This is a genomic window from Anabaena subtropica FACHB-260 (assembly GCF_014697105.1).
Lineage (GTDB): Bacteria > Cyanobacteriota > Cyanobacteriia > Cyanobacteriales > Nostocaceae > Trichormus > Trichormus subtropicus.
Genome location: NZ_JACJRF010000017.1, coordinates 39,540 through 59,511 on the forward strand (window position 1 = coordinate 39,540; position 19,972 = coordinate 59,511).

The 19,972-nt window shown below is 44.0% G+C and carries 20 protein-coding genes and 1 tRNA gene; 14 read left to right on the forward strand and 7 right to left on the reverse strand.

Annotated elements, in window-relative coordinates:
• The first annotated feature begins 128 nt into the window (after positions 1 to 128).
• From H6G18_RS12010 to H6G18_RS12055, 10 genes are all read left to right on the forward strand, one after another.
• Entirely contained in the window at positions 129 to 650 is a 522-nt protein-coding gene (locus H6G18_RS12010) for a phycocyanin subunit beta (RefSeq protein WP_010994704.1), read from the forward strand.
• A 90-nt stretch (positions 651 to 740) separates the two neighbouring features.
• Complete coding sequence (gene cpcA / locus H6G18_RS12015) at positions 741 to 1,232, forward strand: phycocyanin subunit alpha (protein ID WP_190407333.1); 492 nt, start codon at positions 741 to 743, stop codon at positions 1,230 to 1,232.
• Positions 1,233 to 1,393: 161 nt separating this feature from the next.
• Positions 1,394 to 2,254 (forward strand): phycobilisome linker polypeptide, encoded by an 861-nt coding sequence (locus H6G18_RS12020; RefSeq protein ID WP_190407334.1) that lies wholly within the window; start codon positions 1,394 to 1,396, stop codon positions 2,252 to 2,254.
• A 129-nt stretch (positions 2,255 to 2,383) separates the two neighbouring features.
• Positions 2,384 to 2,626: a phycobilisome linker polypeptide gene (locus H6G18_RS12025; RefSeq protein ID WP_190407335.1), complete on the forward strand. Its 243-nt coding sequence runs from the start codon at positions 2,384 to 2,386 to the stop codon at positions 2,624 to 2,626.
• 12 nt (positions 2,627 to 2,638) lie between these two features.
• A complete protein-coding gene (locus H6G18_RS12030) occupies positions 2,639 to 3,466 on the forward strand; it encodes a HEAT repeat domain-containing protein (RefSeq protein ID WP_190407336.1) in 828 nt (275 codons plus the stop codon).
• Positions 3,467 to 3,540: 74 nt separating this feature from the next.
• Positions 3,541 to 4,143 (forward strand): HEAT repeat domain-containing protein, encoded by a 603-nt coding sequence (locus tag H6G18_RS12035; RefSeq protein ID WP_190407337.1) that lies wholly within the window; start codon positions 3,541 to 3,543, stop codon positions 4,141 to 4,143.
• 37 nt (positions 4,144 to 4,180) lie between these two features.
• Entirely contained in the window at positions 4,181 to 5,020 is an 840-nt protein-coding gene (locus H6G18_RS12040; RefSeq protein WP_190407338.1) for a phycobilisome rod-core linker polypeptide, read from the forward strand.
• Between the two features lie 40 nt (positions 5,021 to 5,060).
• Positions 5,061 to 5,804, forward strand: coding sequence for a phycobilisome rod-core linker polypeptide (locus H6G18_RS12045; RefSeq protein ID WP_190407339.1), 744 nt, complete (start codon positions 5,061 to 5,063; stop codon positions 5,802 to 5,804).
• A 38-nt stretch (positions 5,805 to 5,842) separates the two neighbouring features.
• Positions 5,843 to 6,553 carry a phycobilisome rod-core linker polypeptide gene (locus tag H6G18_RS12050; protein ID WP_190407340.1) on the forward strand — a complete coding sequence of 237 codons (711 nt, stop codon included), beginning with the start codon at positions 5,843 to 5,845 and terminating at the stop codon, positions 6,551 to 6,553.
• A gap of 115 nt (positions 6,554 to 6,668) precedes the next feature.
• Positions 6,669 to 7,430: a phycobilisome rod-core linker polypeptide gene (locus tag H6G18_RS12055; RefSeq protein ID WP_190407341.1), complete on the forward strand. Its 762-nt coding sequence runs from the start codon at positions 6,669 to 6,671 to the stop codon at positions 7,428 to 7,430.
• Positions 7,431 to 7,558: 128 nt separating this feature from the next.
• On the opposite strand, the gene H6G18_RS12060 is transcribed toward H6G18_RS12055, so the two are convergent.
• Both H6G18_RS12060 and H6G18_RS12065 read right to left on the reverse strand, forming a co-directional pair.
• Entirely contained in the window at positions 7,559 to 8,371 is an 813-nt protein-coding gene (locus H6G18_RS12060) for a class I SAM-dependent methyltransferase (RefSeq protein ID WP_190407342.1), read from the reverse strand.
• 8 nt (positions 8,372 to 8,379) lie between these two features.
• Entirely contained in the window at positions 8,380 to 9,018 is a 639-nt protein-coding gene (locus tag H6G18_RS12065; protein WP_190407343.1) for an HD domain-containing protein, read from the reverse strand.
• Between the two features lie 169 nt (positions 9,019 to 9,187).
• Between H6G18_RS12065 and pruA the strand changes: the two genes are divergently transcribed.
• Positions 9,188 to 12,178: an L-glutamate gamma-semialdehyde dehydrogenase gene (gene pruA, locus H6G18_RS12070; protein WP_190407344.1), complete on the forward strand. Its 2,991-nt coding sequence runs from the start codon at positions 9,188 to 9,190 to the stop codon at positions 12,176 to 12,178.
• Positions 12,179 to 12,469: 291 nt separating this feature from the next.
• Here pruA and H6G18_RS12075 read toward each other — a convergent pair.
• From H6G18_RS12075 to H6G18_RS12090, 4 genes are all read right to left on the reverse strand, one after another.
• Positions 12,470 to 12,543, reverse strand: a tRNA-Pro gene (locus tag H6G18_RS12075).
• A gap of 50 nt (positions 12,544 to 12,593) precedes the next feature.
• Complete coding sequence (locus H6G18_RS12080) at positions 12,594 to 12,959, reverse strand: DUF1818 family protein (protein WP_190407345.1); 366 nt, start codon at positions 12,957 to 12,959, stop codon at positions 12,594 to 12,596.
• 29 nt (positions 12,960 to 12,988) lie between these two features.
• The gene (locus H6G18_RS12085) at positions 12,989 to 13,543 is read right to left on the reverse strand and encodes a hypothetical protein (RefSeq protein ID WP_190407346.1); all 555 of its coding nucleotides are present in this window, start codon (positions 13,541 to 13,543) and stop codon (positions 12,989 to 12,991) included.
• 90 nt (positions 13,544 to 13,633) lie between these two features.
• Positions 13,634 to 13,870, reverse strand: coding sequence for a DNA-directed RNA polymerase subunit omega (locus H6G18_RS12090; protein WP_010998779.1), 237 nt, complete (start codon positions 13,868 to 13,870; stop codon positions 13,634 to 13,636).
• A 345-nt stretch (positions 13,871 to 14,215) separates the two neighbouring features.
• Between H6G18_RS12090 and H6G18_RS12095 the strand changes: the two genes are divergently transcribed.
• On the forward strand, positions 14,216 to 14,635 hold the full coding sequence (locus tag H6G18_RS12095) for a fasciclin domain-containing protein (RefSeq protein WP_190407347.1): 420 nt from the start codon (positions 14,216 to 14,218) through the stop codon (positions 14,633 to 14,635).
• Positions 14,636 to 14,833: 198 nt separating this feature from the next.
• On the opposite strand, the gene H6G18_RS12100 is transcribed toward H6G18_RS12095, so the two are convergent.
• Complete coding sequence (locus tag H6G18_RS12100; RefSeq protein ID WP_190407348.1) at positions 14,834 to 16,300, reverse strand: glycoside hydrolase family 13 protein; 1,467 nt, start codon at positions 16,298 to 16,300, stop codon at positions 14,834 to 14,836.
• A 240-nt stretch (positions 16,301 to 16,540) separates the two neighbouring features.
• Here H6G18_RS12100 and H6G18_RS12105 point away from each other — a divergent pair, with 240 nt between their 5' ends.
• Complete coding sequence (locus tag H6G18_RS12105; RefSeq protein ID WP_190407349.1) at positions 16,541 to 18,298, forward strand: S8 family peptidase; 1,758 nt, start codon at positions 16,541 to 16,543, stop codon at positions 18,296 to 18,298.
• A gap of 324 nt (positions 18,299 to 18,622) precedes the next feature.
• Positions 18,623 to 19,912, forward strand: coding sequence for a glucose-1-phosphate adenylyltransferase (locus H6G18_RS12110; protein WP_190407350.1), 1,290 nt, complete (start codon positions 18,623 to 18,625; stop codon positions 19,910 to 19,912).
• The last annotated feature ends 60 nt before the right edge of the window (positions 19,913 to 19,972 follow it).

Here is a 19,972-nt window from a genome sequence, read left to right on the forward strand (position 1 = left end):
GCAAGAAATTTTGAGACTACCTGAGAAGCAGTTTGATCCCTGGTCTGTTTACAACCGTTTCCGAGAAATAAAACATAGCCAGTTTTAATCCAGACATCTCTCAACCAAGAATTAGGAGATTTAAGTCCATGACATTAGACGTATTTACCAAGGTGGTTTCTCAGGCTGACTCCAGAGGCGAGTTCCTCAGCAACGAACAACTAGACGCTTTGGCAAATGTTGTTAAAGAAGGCAACAAGCGCTTGGATGTTGTTAACCGCATCACCAGCAACGCTTCTGCGATCGTTACCAACGCTGCTCGTGCATTGTTTGAAGAACAACCCCAGTTGATTGCTCCTGGTGGTAACGCTTACACCAACCGCCGTATGGCTGCTTGTCTGCGCGACATGGAAATCATCTTGCGTTACGTCACCTACGCTATCCTCGCAGGCGATGCTAGCGTTCTAGACGATCGCTGCTTGAATGGCTTGCGCGAAACATACCAAGCATTGGGAACTCCTGGTTCTTCCGTAGCTGTTGGCGTTCAAAAAATGAAAGATGCTGCTGTTGGTATCGCTAACGACCCCAACGGTATCACCAAAGGCGATTGCAGCCAATTGATCTCTGAAGTAGCTAGCTACTTTGATCGCGCTGCTGCTGCTGTTGGTTAATTTTAACGAGCAAAGTCCAGCACCTACTGAAACCTAATTATTTAGGTAACAGGTAAAAAACTACGAAATTACTAAGGAGAATTTTACATCATGGTTAAAACCCCCATTACCGAAGCTATTGCTGCTGCTGATACCCAAGGTCGTTTCTTAGGCAACACCGAACTCCAATCAGCTCGTGGTCGTTATGAGCGCGCTGCTGCTAGTTTAGAAGCTGCTCGTGGTCTAACCTCTAACGCTCAACGCTTGATTGACGGTGCAACCCAAGCTGTTTACCAAAAATTCCCTTACACCACCCAAACCCCCGGCCCTCAATTCGCTGCTGACAGCCGTGGTAAATCCAAGTGCGCTCGTGACGTTGGTCACTACCTACGCATCATCACCTATAGCTTAGTTGCTGGTGGTACTGGCCCCTTGGATGAATACTTAATTGCTGGTTTGGCTGAAATCAACAGCACCTTTGATTTGTCTCCTAGCTGGTATGTTGAAGCTCTGAAGCACATCAAAGCTAATCATGGTTTAGGCGGTCAAGCTGCTAACGAAGCTAACACCTACATCGACTACGCTATCAACGCTCTCAGCTAGATAGCTTCCTGCCCGGAAAGGGGTGCAAGTGCTGGATGTAGTTATCACCTAGCAGTTGAATCTCGTTCCGGGCATAGTTTTATGTATGAAAAAGGGACTAACACTTTTTCAAATTCAGTAGTCGGTAGTGAAAACCGGCAAAAAAATAGGGGAAACTTAAAATGGCAATTACAGCAGCAGCATCGAGGCTGGGAACAGAGCCTTTTAGCGACGCACCTAAAGTAGAATTACGCCCCAAAGCTAGCAGAGAAGAAGTAGAATCAGTGATTCGCGCCGTTTATCGGCACGTTTTGGGTAATGACTACATACTCGCATCAGAACGCCTTGTTAGTGCAGAGTCTCTATTGAGAGATGGTAATCTAACAGTGCGTGAGTTTGTGCGTAGCGTTGCTAAATCAGAACTCTACAAACAGAAATTTTTCTACAACAGCTTCCAAACTCGACTAATCGAACTCAACTATAAACACTTGTTGGGTCGCGCTCCTTACGATGAGTCAGAAGTTGTTTACCACTTAGACCTATACCAGAATAAGGGTTACGATGCCGAGATAGACTCCTATATAGATTCATGGGAGTATCAAAGCAACTTCGGCGATAACGTCGTTCCTTACTATCGTGGTTTTGAGACTCAAGTAGGGCAGAAAACAGCAGGTTTCAACCGGATGTTCCGTTTGTACCGTGGTTATGCTAACAGCGATCGCGCTCAAGTAGAAGGTACTAAGTCTCGATTGGCGCGGGAATTAGCTAGTAACAAAACTTCTACAATTGTTGGGCCATCTGGAACTAATAATAGTTGGGGTTTCCGGGCTTCAGCAGATGTCGCTCCCAAGAAAAACTTGGGTAATGCCGTTGGCGAAGGCGATCGCGTCTATCGACTAGAAGTTACCGGAGTTCGTAACCCTGGCTACCCCAGTGTACGGCGGAGCAGCACGGTATTTATAGTACCTTACGAGCGGCTCTCTGACAAGATCCAGCAAATCCACAAGCAAGGTGGCAAAATCGTTAGTGTCACCTCAGCCTAAGGTAAGGGGATTTTGTCAGTGGTCAGTGGTCATTATTCAGTGGTCAGGATTCAAAAAACTGACAACTAGCAACTGACAACTAACACGCGACAACACGGTAAAACTTACAACAATGGAGATAGAGAAGTAATGTTCGGTCAAACCACACTTGGGGCTGGTAGCGTTTCTTCCTCCGCTAGTCGAGTATTTCGTTACGAAGTCATAGGCTTGCGGCAAAGCTCAGAAACAGACAAAAACAAATACAACATCCGTAACAGTGGCAGTGTATTTATCACAGTGCCATACAGCCGGATGAACGAAGAATACCAACGGATTACCCGCTTGGGTGGCAAAATCGTCAAGATTGAGCAATTGGTTTCCGCAGAGGCATAATAGCGCCTGGTAATGATAGAACCTAGTGTGGAAGAATTTCCCGCAGAGAACGGGCCACAGCTAACACCAGAACTAGCCATAGCTAACCTGCAATCATCAGACTTAAGTCTCCGCTATTATGCTGCTTGGTGGTTGGGTAAGTATCGAGTGAAGGAAAATGCTGCTGTTGATGGCTTAATTGCAGCGTTAGAGGATGAAGCCGACAGAACCGAACTCGGTGGCTATCCCCTGCGACGCAACGCAGCCAGAGCATTGGGAAAATTGGGCGATCGTAAAGCCGTGCCAAGCTTAATTAAGTGCTTGGAATGCGCAGACTTTTACGTGCGTGAAGCAGCTGCCCAATCTCTAGAAATGCTCAAAGATAAAACAGCAGCACCAGCACTCATCAAATTACTCGATGGGGGAGTTGCCCAGGCCGTGCAAGTCACAGGACGACCTCATCTAGTCCAGCCCTACGAAGCAGTATTAGAAGCTTTAGGAGCTATTGGTGCTACTGGTGCTATCCCTCTGATTCAGCCATTTCTAGAGCATCCAGTCTCACGAGTGCAGTGTGCCGCAGCCAGGGCAATGTACCAGCTCACACAAGAACCAGTATATGGAGAGCTGCTGGTGAAAGTGTTGGCAGGTAACGACCTGAACCTACGACGGGTTGCCTTAGGAGACTTGGGTGCAATAGGATACTTGGCAGCAGCAGAAGCGATCGCCAACGCCAAAGCCGAAAACAGCTTCAAACTCATAGCCCTCAAAGGATTGCTAGAACATCAGATACCAGAGTCAAACGCCCTCACAATATCTGATCATGCCATCCGGGTCATGAACCTCATGGATTCATTGTTGTAGTCAATAGTCCGTAGTCTATAGTCCATTGACTGTTGACTATTGACTGTTGACTATTGACTATTAAATATTGACTAATGACTGATGAACTAATTAATGGCGTTGCCCTGGCAGATACACCAGAGAAACTGGTAACAGCAGTACAGGAATTGGCAATGGCCAAAGATGTAGCTGCGATTCCCACTTTAATAGCTGTGTTTGGTTATAACAACCCAACCGCAGCAGCAATTGCTTCCACTGCTTTAGTGCAGTTGGGAGAAGCAGCAGTTCCCCAGTTACTCACCCAAATAGATGACTACAACTATGGCGCACGGGCTTATTCGATTCGCACTCTCGCGGCGATCGCTGATCCCCGTGCTTTAGATGTATTAATCGATGCTGCTGCTACAGACTTTGCTCCCAGTGTCCGCCGGGCTGCGGCTAAAGGATTAGGGAACTTACACTGGCACAAGCTAGAGTTTCCCGACAACCAAACAGCACCCAAAAAAGCCTTGGAAACACTGCTGTTGATTTCCCAAGATGCAGAATGGTCGATTCGTTATGCAGCGATCGTCGGTCTGCAAGGTTTAGTAAATATACCTGATTTACAACAGCCCATCCATACTAGACTCAAAGAAATGCTGGCTACTGATCCTGAAAAGGCAGTCCAAGCACGTATTCTATTGGCTCAAAGTCAATAGTTAAAATTGAGTTTCATAAGAAAAGGTGAAAGTAAAAATGTCAATACCTCTTTTGGAATATGCACCTTCTTCACAAAACCAACGTGTAGAAGGCTACGAAGTTCCTAATGAAGATACCCCAACTATCTATCGGTTGAGTGCTGCTATCGATGATGCTGATGTTGATGCCATTATTTGGGCAGCATATCGGCAAATTTTCAGCGAACACCTGATCATCGCCAGCAATCGCCAACGCTTTTTAGAATCTCAACTACGGAATCGGGCAATCAACGTCCGTGATTTTATCCGAGGATTAGGTAAATCAGAGGTTTACCGCACCCAGGTAGCAGACCTCAACTCTAATTACCGTTTAGTTGACATTACCTTAAAAAGGTTCTTGGGACGTGCAGCTTATAACCAAGATGAAGAAATCGCTTGGTCAATTGTCATCGGCACTAAGGGATTACATGGTTTTATCGATGCCTTATTAGACAGTGATGAATACCAAGAAAACTTTGGCGATGATATTGTCCCTTACCAACGCCGCAGGTTTAAAGATAGACCCTTTAACCTAGTTAACCCTCGGTATAACGCATACTGGCGCGATCGCCAAACTCTCGCCTCCCTGGGTGGACGTTCCTTCTACAGCGCCCGTACCTCAGGCACTTTAACCAAAGACGATATCCGTCGCGCCATCCCCGCCAACTTCATGGCATTGGCAGGCAAAATTCTCGCCCCAGAACGGAACTACCAGCGCACCATCGCTTCCGTAACATCCCAAATCAAAGATATAAAAATTCCCGACACCAGCCGCGAAGTTACAACCCCCCAACCAACAGTTAAACCGACAGCCGTAGCTTTGCCATATCGTTATATTCCTGGCAATAAAACCACTTGAGAAGGCAACTGACAACTAATAACTGACAACTAACCAAACCATGTCAATCCCATTACTAGAATACAAACCCAGTTCTCAAAACCAGCGTGTTCCTGGGTACGAAGTTCCTAACGAAGATACTCCCAGAATTTACCGCATCGAAGACGCTGCCTACGATGGCGAACTCAAAGAACTAATTTGGGCTGCTTATCGGCAGGTGTTTAGTGAACACGTCATCCTAAAATTCTTCCGCCAAGGCAATCTAGAATCCCAATTGAAGAATCGGGCAATCAGTGTCCGCGATTTCATTCGGGGTCTAGCTAAATCAGAGGCTTTCAAGAGTTTAGTCATCAAGAGTAACTCTAACTACCGCCTTGTAGAATTAGCACTGAAACGGCTTTTGGGTCGTGCGCCTTATAATAAGGATGAAGAAATTGCTTGGTCAATCAAGATAGCAACCAATGGTTGGGATGGCTTTGTTGATGCTCTGCTCGATTCTGAAGAATATCAGAGCAACTTTGGTGAGAATATAGTCCCCTACCAACGGCGACGCTATAAAGATAGACCCTTCAATCTAGTCACACCACGCTACGGCAACTACTGGCGCGACAAGTTGGAAAGTGAGCGCTACATAGAAGGTGATATTAAAAATTTCTTGGAATTAGCTAAATCCATAGAAATCAAGACCGTCACCTTTACACCAGTAAGCACTGCCAATATTAAAATTCCCGACACAACCCGGAACACCACACCGGCAGGGATTCCCATCTCCGTAAATCCTAGCGCCAATTTCCCCGTGCGGTAAGTTGCCGACCAACTTCTTTGAAACCGGAGATTTTCACAATGGCATTACCTTTACTGGAATACAAACCCACAACTCAAAATCAACGAGTTCGGAGTTTTGGGACGGCTGATTTAAATGAGGATACTCCTTATATCTACCGTCTAGAAGATGCCAACTCTCCCAGTGAAATTGAAGAACTGATTTGGGCTACCTATCGCCAAGTCTTTAACGAACAAGAGATTCTCAAGTTCAATCGACAAATTGGCTTAGAAACCCAACTCAAAAATCGGTCAATTACGGTTAGGGATTTTATTCGAGGTTTAGCTAAGTCAGAGCGCTTTTATCAGCTAGTTGTCACACCTAACAACAACTATCGGCTGGTGGAAATGTGCCTCAAGCGGCTATTGGGACGCTCTCCCTATAACCAAGAAGAAAAAATTGCTTGGTCAATTCAAATTGCCAGCAAAGGTTGGGGAGGATTTGTTGATGCTTTGATTGACAGTTCAGAGTATGAGCAAGCCTTTGGTGACTACACCGTACCCTACCAGCGCAAACGGATGACTACAGACCGACCATTCAGCTTTACACCTCGTTATGGTGCTGATTACCGTGACAAAGCCTATACCCTCAGACAAGAACGTTATATCACCGATTGGTATAGAAGATCCAATCGTAATTATGATGGGGCGGCAATATTAGCAGTATTGCTGGTCATCAGCGCTGGATTGACTTTCCTGTTCGTCCTAAATTGGTTGGGGTATCAGCTCTAGCTATTGACCTAATGCGGGAAAATAAGTAAAGCATGAAGGAGGATTTTGAGAAATCAAACCTCTTTCAGTTGATAAAGCTAGCTGTTTAACTTTTTAATAAGGGGAATAACTCAGCATGGCATTGCCATTACTTCAATACAAACCAAGCTCTCAAAATCACCGGGTTGCCAGCTTTGGTGTCGCTGACCAAAACGAAGATACACCATACATCTATCGCATAGAAGATGTTAGCTCCTACACTGATATTCAAAACATCATTTGGGCTTCCTATCGCCAAGTCTTCAGCGAACATGAAATTCTCAAGTTCAATCGCCAAAAAACGCTGGAATCCCAGGTGAAGAATGGCTCTATTTCTGTGAGAGATTTCATTCGTGGTCTAGCTAAATCTGAAGCCTTCTACCGTCTAGTTGTCTCAGTTAACAACAACTACCGCCTAGTTGACATCACTCTAAAACGTCTTTTGGGTCGTTCTTCTTACAACAAAGACGAGCAAATCGCTTGGTCTATTGTCATCGGGACTAAAGGTTTTAGCGGTTTTGTTGATGCACTCATCGACAGCGAAGAATACACCAATAATTTTGGTGAAAACATCGTACCTTACCAACGTAAACGGATGGAAGGTCGTCCCTATAACTTGGTAACTCCCCGTTACGGCGAAGACTTCCAAGAAAAAGCAGGTACAGTGCAAACAGACTGGCGCTTTACCTTGGACAAGTTCTACAGTCGCAAGTCCAAAGAAAAACAACTGCGCGAAGGCGACCCTCGCAAATTTGCGGATATGGCAGTGTCAGTTGGTGGTCAAGGTAACTACGCACAAAGAATCTCTGCTTTTGATATTGACTATCTAAATGCAGTGCCAAACCGTAGCAGACGCTAAGATTTAACATCTGATAGTCTGAATTTTATACTGGGTCTAGTTTTTGCGTTGATGTGACGAAAAGTTTGCAGTTTCTCTGTTGGCTGGGTGTGACATTGGGTGGAGACTAGACCCAGTAGCTTTTTATACTATATTTTTCGACCACTCACAAAAAAAGTTAAATTTTCGTACCAAACACCTTGTTCTGTTGCTTTCGCTTCAATCTCTCGACAATATTCTGCTTTTACTTCTTCCATCTGTTCTGATGACAGATTTAAAAGAGGATTTTCTCTAGGATGGAACCATCCACCATTCCATCTTTTAGCTTGTTCCAGACTGTGGTAGAAACCAAATTGTTGAGTTTTCACTTCAATATCTTCAAAACCGGCTGCTTCCATTAGAAGATGGCATTTTTGGATAGTACCTGTTGGTTCATTTATATTGATGAGTAAAATATCATTCTTTGCACAAGCCTTAATAATAGTTGGTGCTTCACATGATTCTTGAGAACAACAAGAAAATCCTACTATTCCGCCTTTTTTAAGAAATCGATACCACTTACTTAAAGCAGCCGGAATATCTCTAAAATAGACTATGGCTGTAGAACAAAGAATGACATCAAAACTTTCATCTTCAAAATCAATATACTCTGCGTCTGCTTCAATTAATTCGATATTTTGCAAACCTAATTTATTAATCTTCTCTTGTGCTTGAGCAAGCATACCTGAAGAAAAATCTACGCCTATGACTTTGCCAGTAGCACCAACAATTTCAGCAGCAGCGATCGCCATAATACCTGTTCCCGTTGCCAAGTCCAAAACTTTCTGCCCATTTTGTAGGGGAATTAGTTCTAATAAAGGCAAAGCGCGGCGAATTGTATAATCGTTGTCATACTTGCTTCTACTGTTGAAGAAGTTGATTACTTCTGTCTTATATGTTTGCTCGTATTGTGTGTTATCCATGAACAAGATTACTTGTTAAGTCTTTGAATTTCTGCTTGTAAATTAGCTCTAGCAGATTGTTCTGATTTATCATATATTAACGGTGTGCAATATATACGCTGTCTTTGCAAAAATCTTTCTAGAACTTGTGTGCGTCCTTGAATATAATCACTGTCTGACATCCAAGCGTATTCTTGGCGGATGGCGTGAGCGTATTCTTGATAGTCAACTGGGTTAGTAGCCAAAATTGCCAAATCTGCATCTAGTAGGACTTGGCTATCAATATCATCATCAGCTTGGTGGTGTTTGGTGTTGAGGATGAGGCGCTTCACTTTAGTTAGACAACTGAGGGGAATGCCTAAACTACTAAGTGATTCACAAGCATATTCAGCGCTTTTTTCTTCATTATCTTGAGCCTGGGTGTCATAAATAATATCGTGAAACCAAGTTGCAAGTTGTACCGCCGCCAAATCTTGAGTGTAAGCTTGCAAACTCTGGATGGTATGGAAGACAGAACTAATGTGTTTAAGTGTGTGGTAATGGCGACTAGGATTTGAATAAGCTTGAATTAAATTTGTAAAGACTTGTTCGGCAGATGCCTTTTCCACCTCAAAGCTTTGAAGTGTATGTTGCCATTCGTAAAACAAAAAATTCTTTTCAGTAAGCATAAATTCTTCTGTGTGTTTAGAAAATTATTCACTACAGAAACAAAGAGAGGAAGCCTTACGTATTTTAAATTTGAATTGCTTATGTGTGGTGACAATAAAATTCACGAGTCACAATAGAAAGCACGGACTTTCCAGAGAAAGTCTTAAGTTGACTCAGGAGTTCCTATCAGTGGTATTACAAGTACAAACCAGCACCTACGAAGCTAAAACTCAAGAAATTGCTAGGCAATTATTAGCTGCTACCCAAGAAAATCGTTCATTTCTTGCCTCTTTGCGCGATCAAATGCGTTGGGATGACAAATTGCTTGCTTGGGCGATGAGTAACCCCGGTTTACGGGTGCAATTATTTAGGTTTATTGATACTTTGCCCGCATTACATAGCAAAGCAGAAATTGCTGCTCATTTACAAGAATATTTAGGAGATGAATCTGTTGAACTTCCCGCAGCTTTAAAGGGGATGCTGAATTTTGCTAACCCTGATTCTATGCCGGGACAAGTGGCTGCAACTACTGTATCAACGGCAGTTGAGACTTTAGCTCATAAATATATTTCTGGGGAAAATATTAAGCAAGTCATTAAGACAGTTGAACGACTACGAAAAGAAAAAATGGCGTTCACCATCGACTTACTTGGTGAGGCGGTAATTACGGAAATTGAGGCACAGTCTTATTTAGAACGCTATTTAGAATTAATTACTCAATTAACAGAAGCGTCTAAGAATTGGGCTAATATCCCGGCTATTGATGAAGCCGATGGGGAACAGATAGCAAAAGTCCAGGTTTCTGTGAAGTTAACGGCATTTTATTCCCAATTCGATCCGTTAGACGCTAAGGGTAGTGAGGAGAAAGTTAGCGATCGCATTCGTATTTTATTACGTCATGCTAAGGAGTTGGGGGCAGCTATCCATTTTGATATGGAACAGTACGCCTACAAAGACTTAACTTTAAATATTTTGCAAAAAATCTTATTAGAAGATGAGTTTCGTCAACGCACAGATATAGGGATGACGATTCAAGCATATCTAAGAGATAGTGAGCAAGATGCTAGAAATATCATTGCTTGGTTGAAACAGCGCGGTTATCCTTTAACAATTCGTTTGGTAAAAGGCGCATATTGGGATCAGGAAACTATCAAGGCAGCACAAAAGCACTGGAATCAACCTGTTTTTAACGATAAGGCGGCGACTGATGCCAATTTTGAAGCGATAACTCAATTATTGCTGGAAAATCATCAATATGTTTATTCTGCCATTGGTAGCCATAATGTGCGATCGCAAGCTTTGGCGATGGCAATTGCTGAGACTTTAAATATCCCCAGGCGGCGGTTTGAGATGCAGGTGCTTTATGGCATGGGGGATAAGTTAGCGAAGGGTTTGGTTGATCGGGGGTATCGAGTCCGGGTTTATTGTCCTTATGGTGAGTTATTGCCGGGGATGGCTTATCTGATTCGGCGGTTATTGGAAAATACGGCGAATAGTTCGTTTTTACGGCAAAATTTGGAGAATCGTCCGGTGGAGGAGTTGCTGGCAGCGCCGAAAGTTGATTTAGCCCAGGCAAAGGTGCATTCGCCGGAGGCATTCTCACAGGGTAGACACTTTGTGGGGGCGGCGGATACAGATTACGCAGAGGAGGAGGACAGAACAAAGGCGGCGCGGGCTTTTGCTGTGGTACGTGGGGAGTTGGGCAAGACTTATTTACCTCTAATTAATGGGGAGTATGTGCAGACTGCTGAGGTGATTGATTCTGTTAATCCTTCTAATTTTAGTGAGGTGATTGGTAAGGTTGGATTGATTAGTGTGGAACAGGCGGAGCAGGCAATGCAGGCGGCGAAGGCGGCTTTTCCTGGGTGGCGGCGGACTCCTGTTAAGGAACGGGCGGCGATTTTGCGGAAGGCGGCTGATTTGATGGAACAGCGTCGGGCGGAATTGTCGGCTTGGATAGTTTTGGAAGTAGGGAAACCTGTTAAGGAGGCGGACGCAGAGGTTTCAGAGGCGATAGATTTTTGTCGCTACTACGCGGATGAGATGGAACGGTTATATCAAGGTATAAATTATGATGTTGCTGGGGAGACGAATCGTTATATTTACCAGCCACGGGGTATTGCTGTCGTCATTTCTCCTTGGAATTTCCCTTTGGCGATCGCCTGTGGAATGACTGTTGCTGCCTTGGTTACAGGCAATTGCACCCTGCTTAAGCCTGCGGAAACTTCTTCTGTGATTACTGCTAAACTGACGGAAATCTTAATAGATGCTGGCATTCCTAAAGGTGTATTTCAATACGTGCCGGGTAAGGGTTCACAAGTAGGGGCTTATTTAGTAAGTCATGCCGATACTCATCTGATTGCTTTTACTGGTTCTCAGGAAGTTGGTTGTCGCATCTATGCAGAAGCGGCTACACTCAAACCACTACAAAGGCACATGAAGCGAGTAATTGCCGAAATGGGCGGGAAAAATGCCATTATTGTCGATGAAAGTGCTGATTTAGACCAAGCCGTTGTCGGAGTGGTACAGTCAGCTTTTGGTTACAGTGGGCAAAAGTGTTCTGCTTGTTCGCGGGTAGTAGTGGTGGAAGCAATTTACGATGCTTTTATCCGGCGAGTGGTGGAAGCGACGAAATCCTTAAATATTGGCGAGGCGGAGTTACCTAGTAGCCAAGTCGGGCCAGTGATTGATGCCAATGCCCGCGATCGCATCCGCGAGTATATTGAGAAGGGTAAGGCAGAATCTCAGGTGGCGTTAGAGTTAAGCGCACCGAACCACGGTTATTTTGTCGGGCCAGTCATCTTTGGTGAAGTTCCACCCAATGGAACGATAGCCCAGCAAGAAATTTTCGGACCTGTGTTAGCAGTAATTAAAGCTAAAGATTTTGCTCAAGCCTTAGCAATTGCTAACGATACCGACTACGCCTTGACTGGTGGGCTTTATTCCCGCACACCTTCCCACATTCAACAAGCCCAAGAAGAATTTGAAGTTGGTAACTTATATATCAACCGTAACATTACAGGGGCGATCGTTGCTAGACAGCCCTTTGGTGGCTTCAAACTTTCTGGTGTCGGTTCCAAAGCCGGCGGCCCTGATTATCTGTTGCAGTTCTTAGAACCACGCACAATCACAGAAAACATTCAACGCCAAGGTTTTGCACCCATTGAAGGTGCAGAATAAAGAATAAAAAGCAATACAGTTCAGTGAAGAAATAAAATCAATTACTGCCAATACAACAGATAGACTTTTTTGGAGGGGGTTTGGGGGACGCAACCGTCCCCCAATAGGGGGTTTGGGGGAGAATCCCCCGAATCTTGGTTCTCAACAAATTGATTGACTAATCACCTTAACTGAACCGTATTGGAATAAAAAGAGGTGCGTCGCTTGACGCACCTCTTTTTAAAATAATTAAATTGAAGGATTGAGTTGGGGGAAACTCTACAACCTTTACGTAATTCAGTGTCCTATCAATCGGAGCGGCGGGATTCGAACCCACGACCTCCACTACCCCAAAGTGGCGCGCTACCAAGCTGCGCTACGCCCCGGTCAGAATTATTATATTACCGCAAACTCTGAGTAGAATCAAGGGGTAAGCTCAAAAAACTTTCAGCATTCCAGCCGCTTGCAACAAATTAGGCACAGCAGAGGGATTCCATTTACCCTCAACACAGCGTCCTGTATTCAGAATCAAGCGCAGGCTATATTCATGAGGATAGCCTTCTACCTCCATCCATAATAAATCGCTTTCGGCTTCACAGGCAATCTTCTCCTCATCCATTAATTCGGCGGCGAGTTGCTTCATAGTGTTTGCTAACTTAGCTAAGAGATGGCAAAAATCATCTAACTCAGCTTCGGTTAACTCAATTGCCCAATCATCAGTACCGACTAAACCTTTAAATTCGGTTGCATTGGGATTCCAACCAATGCGCCAGCCAGCACCACTTTTAATTAGACGTTCCATGAAAATTTTGATGAAAAGGATGGGGTGATTTATTTGAGGAGTTCAGCGCCTCCTGTTTGGGGAAGTGTGGTGTTGGGAGTGTTGGGACTGGTTGAGGTGCTGGGGCGTGGAGTTGGTTGAGTGGTGGTATTTGGGTTAAAAATATTAGTTAAAACTTGTACTAAAGCATTGCGTTGATTACGATTGAGGCGAGAAATGGCAGCGCGATCGCCTTCTATGGGATTCTGCCGCAATGTATCATTACCTGGATAGGTACTGTCGTACATAATTTCATTAGCATCCAAGTAATCAGCTAGAGTTAGTTTCCAATCTAGGCGATAATTAGGAGCGCGTTCTTTCACATATACGTGATATCTAATTAAGCGACTTGCCAAGGTATTATTCTCTGCCACTCTGCCAGTTTCTCTACTGGTGTATTGATTTTCTCTAGGAAAGTCGGGCAATTGTTGATACACTTGCTGCCAAACTTCACCAGGGCTAATTCTCTGAGCTATCGCAGGTTGGATGCTGGTTAAATTAACTCCACCCAAAGTAATAACACCCGCTACCACAAAGGCAGTTGTCAATGCTGAGTTAAACTTCACAAATATAAACTGAAGGGTTGACAAATATTCTGAGAAGAAAGGGCAAAGTGACTGGTGATCAACTCAGCACTTTCAACTCAGCACTATATTTTAAATTTCACCAATGATTTCTGGTTGTGTCAATTCATCAGACATTTCAATAATTGCCCTGAGTACTGGCTTCATCATTGCATCTTCAGCACTTTCAAATTCTTCATAACGCCGACGTTTGGCGCGATTTGCCACCTGAACCGTAATGCGGTAGCGATTTGAAGCTGCACTAATTAAATCCTCAGCACGGTGCATAATCTGAGATTGGGTTGTCTCGAACTTAGAACGCTTGAGCATAGTAATGGGTTCTTGGGGACATACCCTAGTTTAGCAGTACTGATCAAGACTAGGGACAGGAAACAGGCAGAGGAGAACCCAATACGGTTCGGATAAGCAGGGGGTGCAGGGGGAGAATAGAAGCAGGGGAAGAGAAATTGCTTAATAATAACTCTCTTCCCTCCCTGCCTCCCCTGCACCCCCTGCTCACCTCAACAGATAACTCTGTTAACCGAACCGTATTGGAGGAGAACCCATCATGACTATTGACTAAATGACTCTAACCTTTCTCTTGATAGAGGTTGATTGCTTTTGTCTATTTATAAGTTGGTAGTAACTGTGAAGTTAATAAATTAACCAAATATCATGGCTGACATTGTGGAAACTGCTGTTAAAACTGGAAAATTCAATAAATTGGTGCAGGCGGCTGAAGCTGCACAAATCTTAGATACTCTCAAGAGTCCTGGTATTTTCACTTTGTTTGCACCCACTGATGAGGCTTTTGCAAAGTTACCAAAGGGAACTTTAGAAACATTGCTAAAAGACATCCCCAAGTTGAAAAAGATTGTGACATATCACGTAGCTTTTGGTGATGTCCGTTCTGATGATTTGGTGCAAATTGAAGAAGCAGAAACTGTCGAAGGATCTGTTTTAGCGATTGAATTTATCGATGGTAAATTTAAGGTGAATGATGCCACAGTTCTACAAACAGACATCCTTGCTGATAACGGTGTGATACACGTTATTGACACTGTGTTGATGCCGGCAATGGTTGCGGGGAAATAAGGGTAAAATTCGTAATTCGGCGTTGATGAATCGAGGGATGATTTAGCAAGTTATAAAATTTCTTCCCCTGCTTCCCCTGCTTCCCCTGCTTCCCCTGCCTGCCTAAATTCATCCCCCTGTTCGGCAACGCCCGTAATTCTTCTGGGGTTGGGGTATGACTGATTTTTTGCCCCAGTCCCCAGTCCCCAGTTCCTGTCCTTAGTTGCCTAAACCAAGAATGCAGCCACTACGTGGGGGGAGATTTAACGAAAGTTGTTTTGTTTTGCCTTCGCTATGCCAGTTAAATTCTGCTTTGCCATACAATATTTTGTTTGGTTGAGTCTGCAAATTGGCAATATCTACATCAGCTTGGGCTGTGGCTGTACCTACATTGACGGCGATAATCAATTCTTCTTTGCCTAAAGTGCGGGCAAAAATATACAATGCCCCTTGCGCCAAGAGAACTTGATAGTCACCTGTGCGTAAGGCTGGGTAAGTATGGCGCAAAGCTATTAGTTGACGGTGCGTCTGGTAAATTTCTTGATCCCAGTTGGCTTCCAGGGGAAAACCCCGACGAGAATCGGGATCTATTGCGCCTGGTAAACCAACCTCATCGCCGTAGTAGATACTGGGCGCACCAGGAAATGTCAGCAACAATAGGGTTGCTAATTCTACACTGGCTTGATCACCGCCAGCAATGGTCAAGAGTCTGGCTGTATCGTGACTTGCTAGTAAGTTGAGTTGGGTTAGCTGAATTTCCCAGGGGTAAAATTGCAGTAGTTCCTGAATTTTGGCGGCGTACTCGGTAGCAAAGAGGGGTGGATATGGTTGATAATCGCGGCTTTGGACTTGTTCTAAGACTACGCGATCGCCTGCGGCAAAGGCAATTGTCGGCCCGGCAAATAAATAGTTCATCACGCCGTCAAATTGGCTACCATCCAGCCACTCACGGGAATCTCCCCACACTTCACCCACAATATAAGCTTCGGGGTTGATGGCTTTGACGCGATCACGGAATTCTTGCCAAAAACCAGGAGTTTTAATTTCAAATGGTACATCTAACCGCCAGCCGTCGATACCGAATTTAATCCAATATTCGGCAATTTCCATGATATATTCCCGCACTTCTGGGTTGTCATGGTTAAATACAGGCAAAGCACGATTATCAGCCCAACCTACATAGTTTGCCGGCAATTCACCTGTATATGGTGCGAGGGGCCAGCCTTCAATTTTGAACCAATTCACCCAAGGGGAATGGGGGCCATTTTCTAAAACGTCATGGAAAAAGAAAAATCCCCGGCTGGAATGGTTGAATACGCCATCGAGGACAACTTTAATATTTCGTTGATGGGCTGCGTCTAGTAGTTCTTTGAAAGCTGTATTACCCCCCAACATCGGGTCTACTTGATAATAGTCGTGGGTATGATAGCGATGATTACTGGCAGATTGAAATATGGGTGTAAAGTAGATAGCATTGATGCCTAAATCTTGAATGTAGTCTAACTGCTCAGTAATGCCCCACAAATCACCACCTTTGTAACCTTGTAGTGTGGGCATTGCATCCCAATCTTCCCAACGCGCATCTTGCAATAAACGCTTATGAGGCTGTTTGCTTCTAGCAAAGCGGTCTGGAAAGATTTGGTAAAATACTGCGTGTTTCACCCAATCTGGTGTTTGAATTTCCATTAGTTTCCCTTTATGCCTTCAGGTGCGATCGTGACAAATAATTGCCTATTTGCGATTCTCACTTATGATAGAAAATTTAATTTTACTTATCATTCATCAGTAGTTTATTTCCTGGTTTTTTAATTCATTTGATGTTATTCCTAAAAGTAATAAACATTCAAAATAAAAGCTCAACTAACACCAGAGTTGCATCAAAAATACCGCTAATAAACTAAACTACTGCTGTGAAATTGGGTCAAAATGCGACACGAAAAACTTTCTCCTGGGTTATTGTTGGCTTATCAAGACTGGCAAAATGAAGGCGAGACAAATTTAATAAATCACAGGCGATCGCTAGGTATATTACCACCTAAAAGTATTATTAAACCGATCAAAAGTATTGTTTTTATTTACTGCAATGCTGACGCTGACTTAAGCCATCTTTCACAGTACGGTGTTGAAGTTAATCAAAATTCTGGCAGTGTCAGGACGGCTTTTTTACCCCTAGAAAACCTAGCAATTTTATCAGAAGAAACCGCCATCCACCAGATTAAGCCATCACGCCGACTCAAACTGCGGATGGATGTTGCACCTCAGGTTGTGCAATTGCCGGATTTTCAAACCAAAACTGGATTAACTGGTAAAAATGTCATCATCGGCATTATTGATACAGGAATTGATGCCAAACATCATGCTTTTGCTGGACGTATTTTACGTATTTGGGATCAAACTTTACCAGGGCTAGGCGTAAATGAGGGAAGCTACGGTGCTGAGTTTACAGACACACAGTTAAGCATCTCTCAAGATACCGAAGGACACGGAACTCATGTTGCGGGAATTGCGGCTGGTGCGGATGCTACTTATAGCGGCGTAGCGTCTGAGGCAGAATTAATTATTATCAAATCTGATTTACAAGATGCTCACATTGCTGATGGTATCCGCTATATTTTTCGCGTAGCAAGGGAGTTGGGAAGACCAGCCGTAGTCAATATTAGCTTGGGTAATCATGCTGATGCCCATGATGGTAGTGATTCTCTATCACAAATTATCGATGCTGAATCGGGGAGAGGTAGAATTGTTTGCTGTGCTGCGGGTAATGAAGGCAACTACAATATTCACGGTCAAGCCAACATTCCCAGTGGACGTAGCCGGGGAATGCGTTTTCATGTTCCTCTCAATCAAATTGGCATAGTCTGGTTAAACGCTTGGTATGTCAGCAGTGGTCAATTGGAAGTATCGGTACGGAGTCCCAACGGTTTTGTTAGTCCCTACCAAAAAATCATTACCGACGGTAATCCTACCCAAACTTACAATTTGCCTGATTCTCAAGTAGAACTTGTCACCCCAGGGACTGACCCAGCCAATGGTGATTATAATTTCTTTGTGCAGATTCGTGGTCAAGGGCGATCGCCAGTACAAGGTGGTGTGTGGCAATTGCGGGTACGTAACATCTCCACATCTGATACCAAATTGGATGTGTGGGCGCTGGATGATAACTCATCAGTATTTTTTACAGGTAAAAGCATCAAGGATGCAGTAAAAATTGGTTCTCCAGGCTGTGCTAATAGTGCGGTAACAGTTGCTGCATACACAACCAAAGCCAAATATCAGGATATAGATAGTCAAATTCGAGAAATGGGACTAGATTTAAATACCATTTCCGATTTTAGTAGTGAAGGGCCTCTGCGAAACAATGCCCAAAAGCCAGATGTAGCTGCACCAGGGGCGATGATCGTTGCTGCACTTTCTAGTCATACTAATGGCGATGGTCTGCAACCGACCGTAGGTCATCGTTCAATGATGATTAATTCCCAGTTTATAGCCATGTCTGGTACAAGTATGGCAGCACCATTTATTACCGGCTTAATCGCCCTACTCTTACAACGCGACCCCAACCTAGACCCAAATGCAATTAAAGACTTACTCCGCCAAAGTAGTTCTATCCCAGGTAAATCTCCAGGTACATTTGATCCTAAATGGGGGTTTGGGCTGATTAATGCGGCAAGTTTGATAGGTTAGACAGAGGTCTGTAGTCACAACTTTAGTTCTTAGAACGATCTACGCTGGGTAGTTACGCCATCGCCAAAATTACTAGCTACAAACACTGATTTTTAAGAAATTAAGAAGAGATTAAGAAAATCAAAATTATTAAGATATCTAATATTTCCAATTATTAGTGCAAATTAATACAGTGGGAATTGTTTTCTCATCAATGGCACCGCAATACGTCATCGGTAAGGTTTTTTAAAATTCGTGCAAGATAATCTTTGATCCCCCCTTACCAGCTGCCACAGACAGTCCTAAACTGTAGGTGGGAGTCGAAAGGCAGTTGGGAGAAATCTTGTGAAAAAAGTCTTAGCAATTATTCTTGGTGGTGGTGCGGGTACTCGCCTTTACCCACTAACCAAACTCCGTGCTAAACCGGCAGTACCAGTGGCAGGGAAGTACCGCTTAATAGATATCCCTGTCAGTAACTGCATCAATTCGGAAATTTTTAAAATCTACGTATTAACACAATTTAACTCAGCGTCTCTCAATCGTCACATTGCTCGTACCTACAACTTTAGTGGTTTCAGTGAAGGATTTGTGGAAGTGCTGGCCGCCCAGCAAACACCAGAAAACCCCAACTGGTTCCAAGGTACAGCCGATGCGGTGCGTCAGTATATCTGGATGTTACAAGAGTGGGACGTAGATGAATTTTTGATCCTATCGGGAGATCATCTCTACCGGATGGATTATCGCCAGTTTATCCAGCGCCATCGAGAAACTAATGCGGATATTACGCTTTCAGTAATTCCCATCGACGATCGCCGCGCCTCGGATTTTGGTTTAATGAAAATCGATAACTCTGGACGAGTGATTGATTTCAGCGAAAAACCCAAAGGCGAAGCCTTAGCCCAAATGCGAGTCGATACCACTGTTTTAGGTTTAACTCCAGAACAGGCGGCATCACAGCCTTACATCGCCTCGATGGGGATTTACGTATTTAAAAAAGATGTTTTGTTCAAACTGTTGAAGGAGTCTGTTGAACGTACAGATTTCGGCAAAGAAATTATTCCTGATGCGGCCAAAGACCATAACGTTCAAGCTTACTTATTTGACGACTACTGGGAAGATATTGGGACAATCGAAGCTTTTTATAACGCCAATTTAGCTTTGACTCAGCAGCCCATGCCACCCTTTAGCTTCTACGATGAAGAAGCACCCATTTATACCCGCGCTCGTTACTTACCACCCACAAAACTCTTAGATTGCCACGTCACAGAATCCATCATTGGTGAAGGTTGCATTCTCAAAAATTGTCGTATTCAGCACTCAGTATTGGGAGTGCGATCGCGGATTGAAACCGGCTGCGTTATCGAAGAATCTCTGCTCATGGGTGCTGACTTCTATCAAGCTTCCGTAGAACGTCAGTGCAGCATAGATAAAGGAGACATCCCAGTAGGCATCGGCCCAGATACAATCATTCGCCGTGCCATCATCGATAAAAATGCCCGTATCGGTCACGATGTCAAAATTATCAATAAAGACAACGTGCAAGAAGCCGACCGCGAAAGTCAAGGTTTTTACATCCGTAGTGGCATTGTTGTCGTCCTCAAAAATGCTGTCATCACCGATGGAACAATTATTTAGTCATTAGTCATTAGTTAAGAATCTGAACTCTGGACTATTGACTCTGGACTATTGACCTTG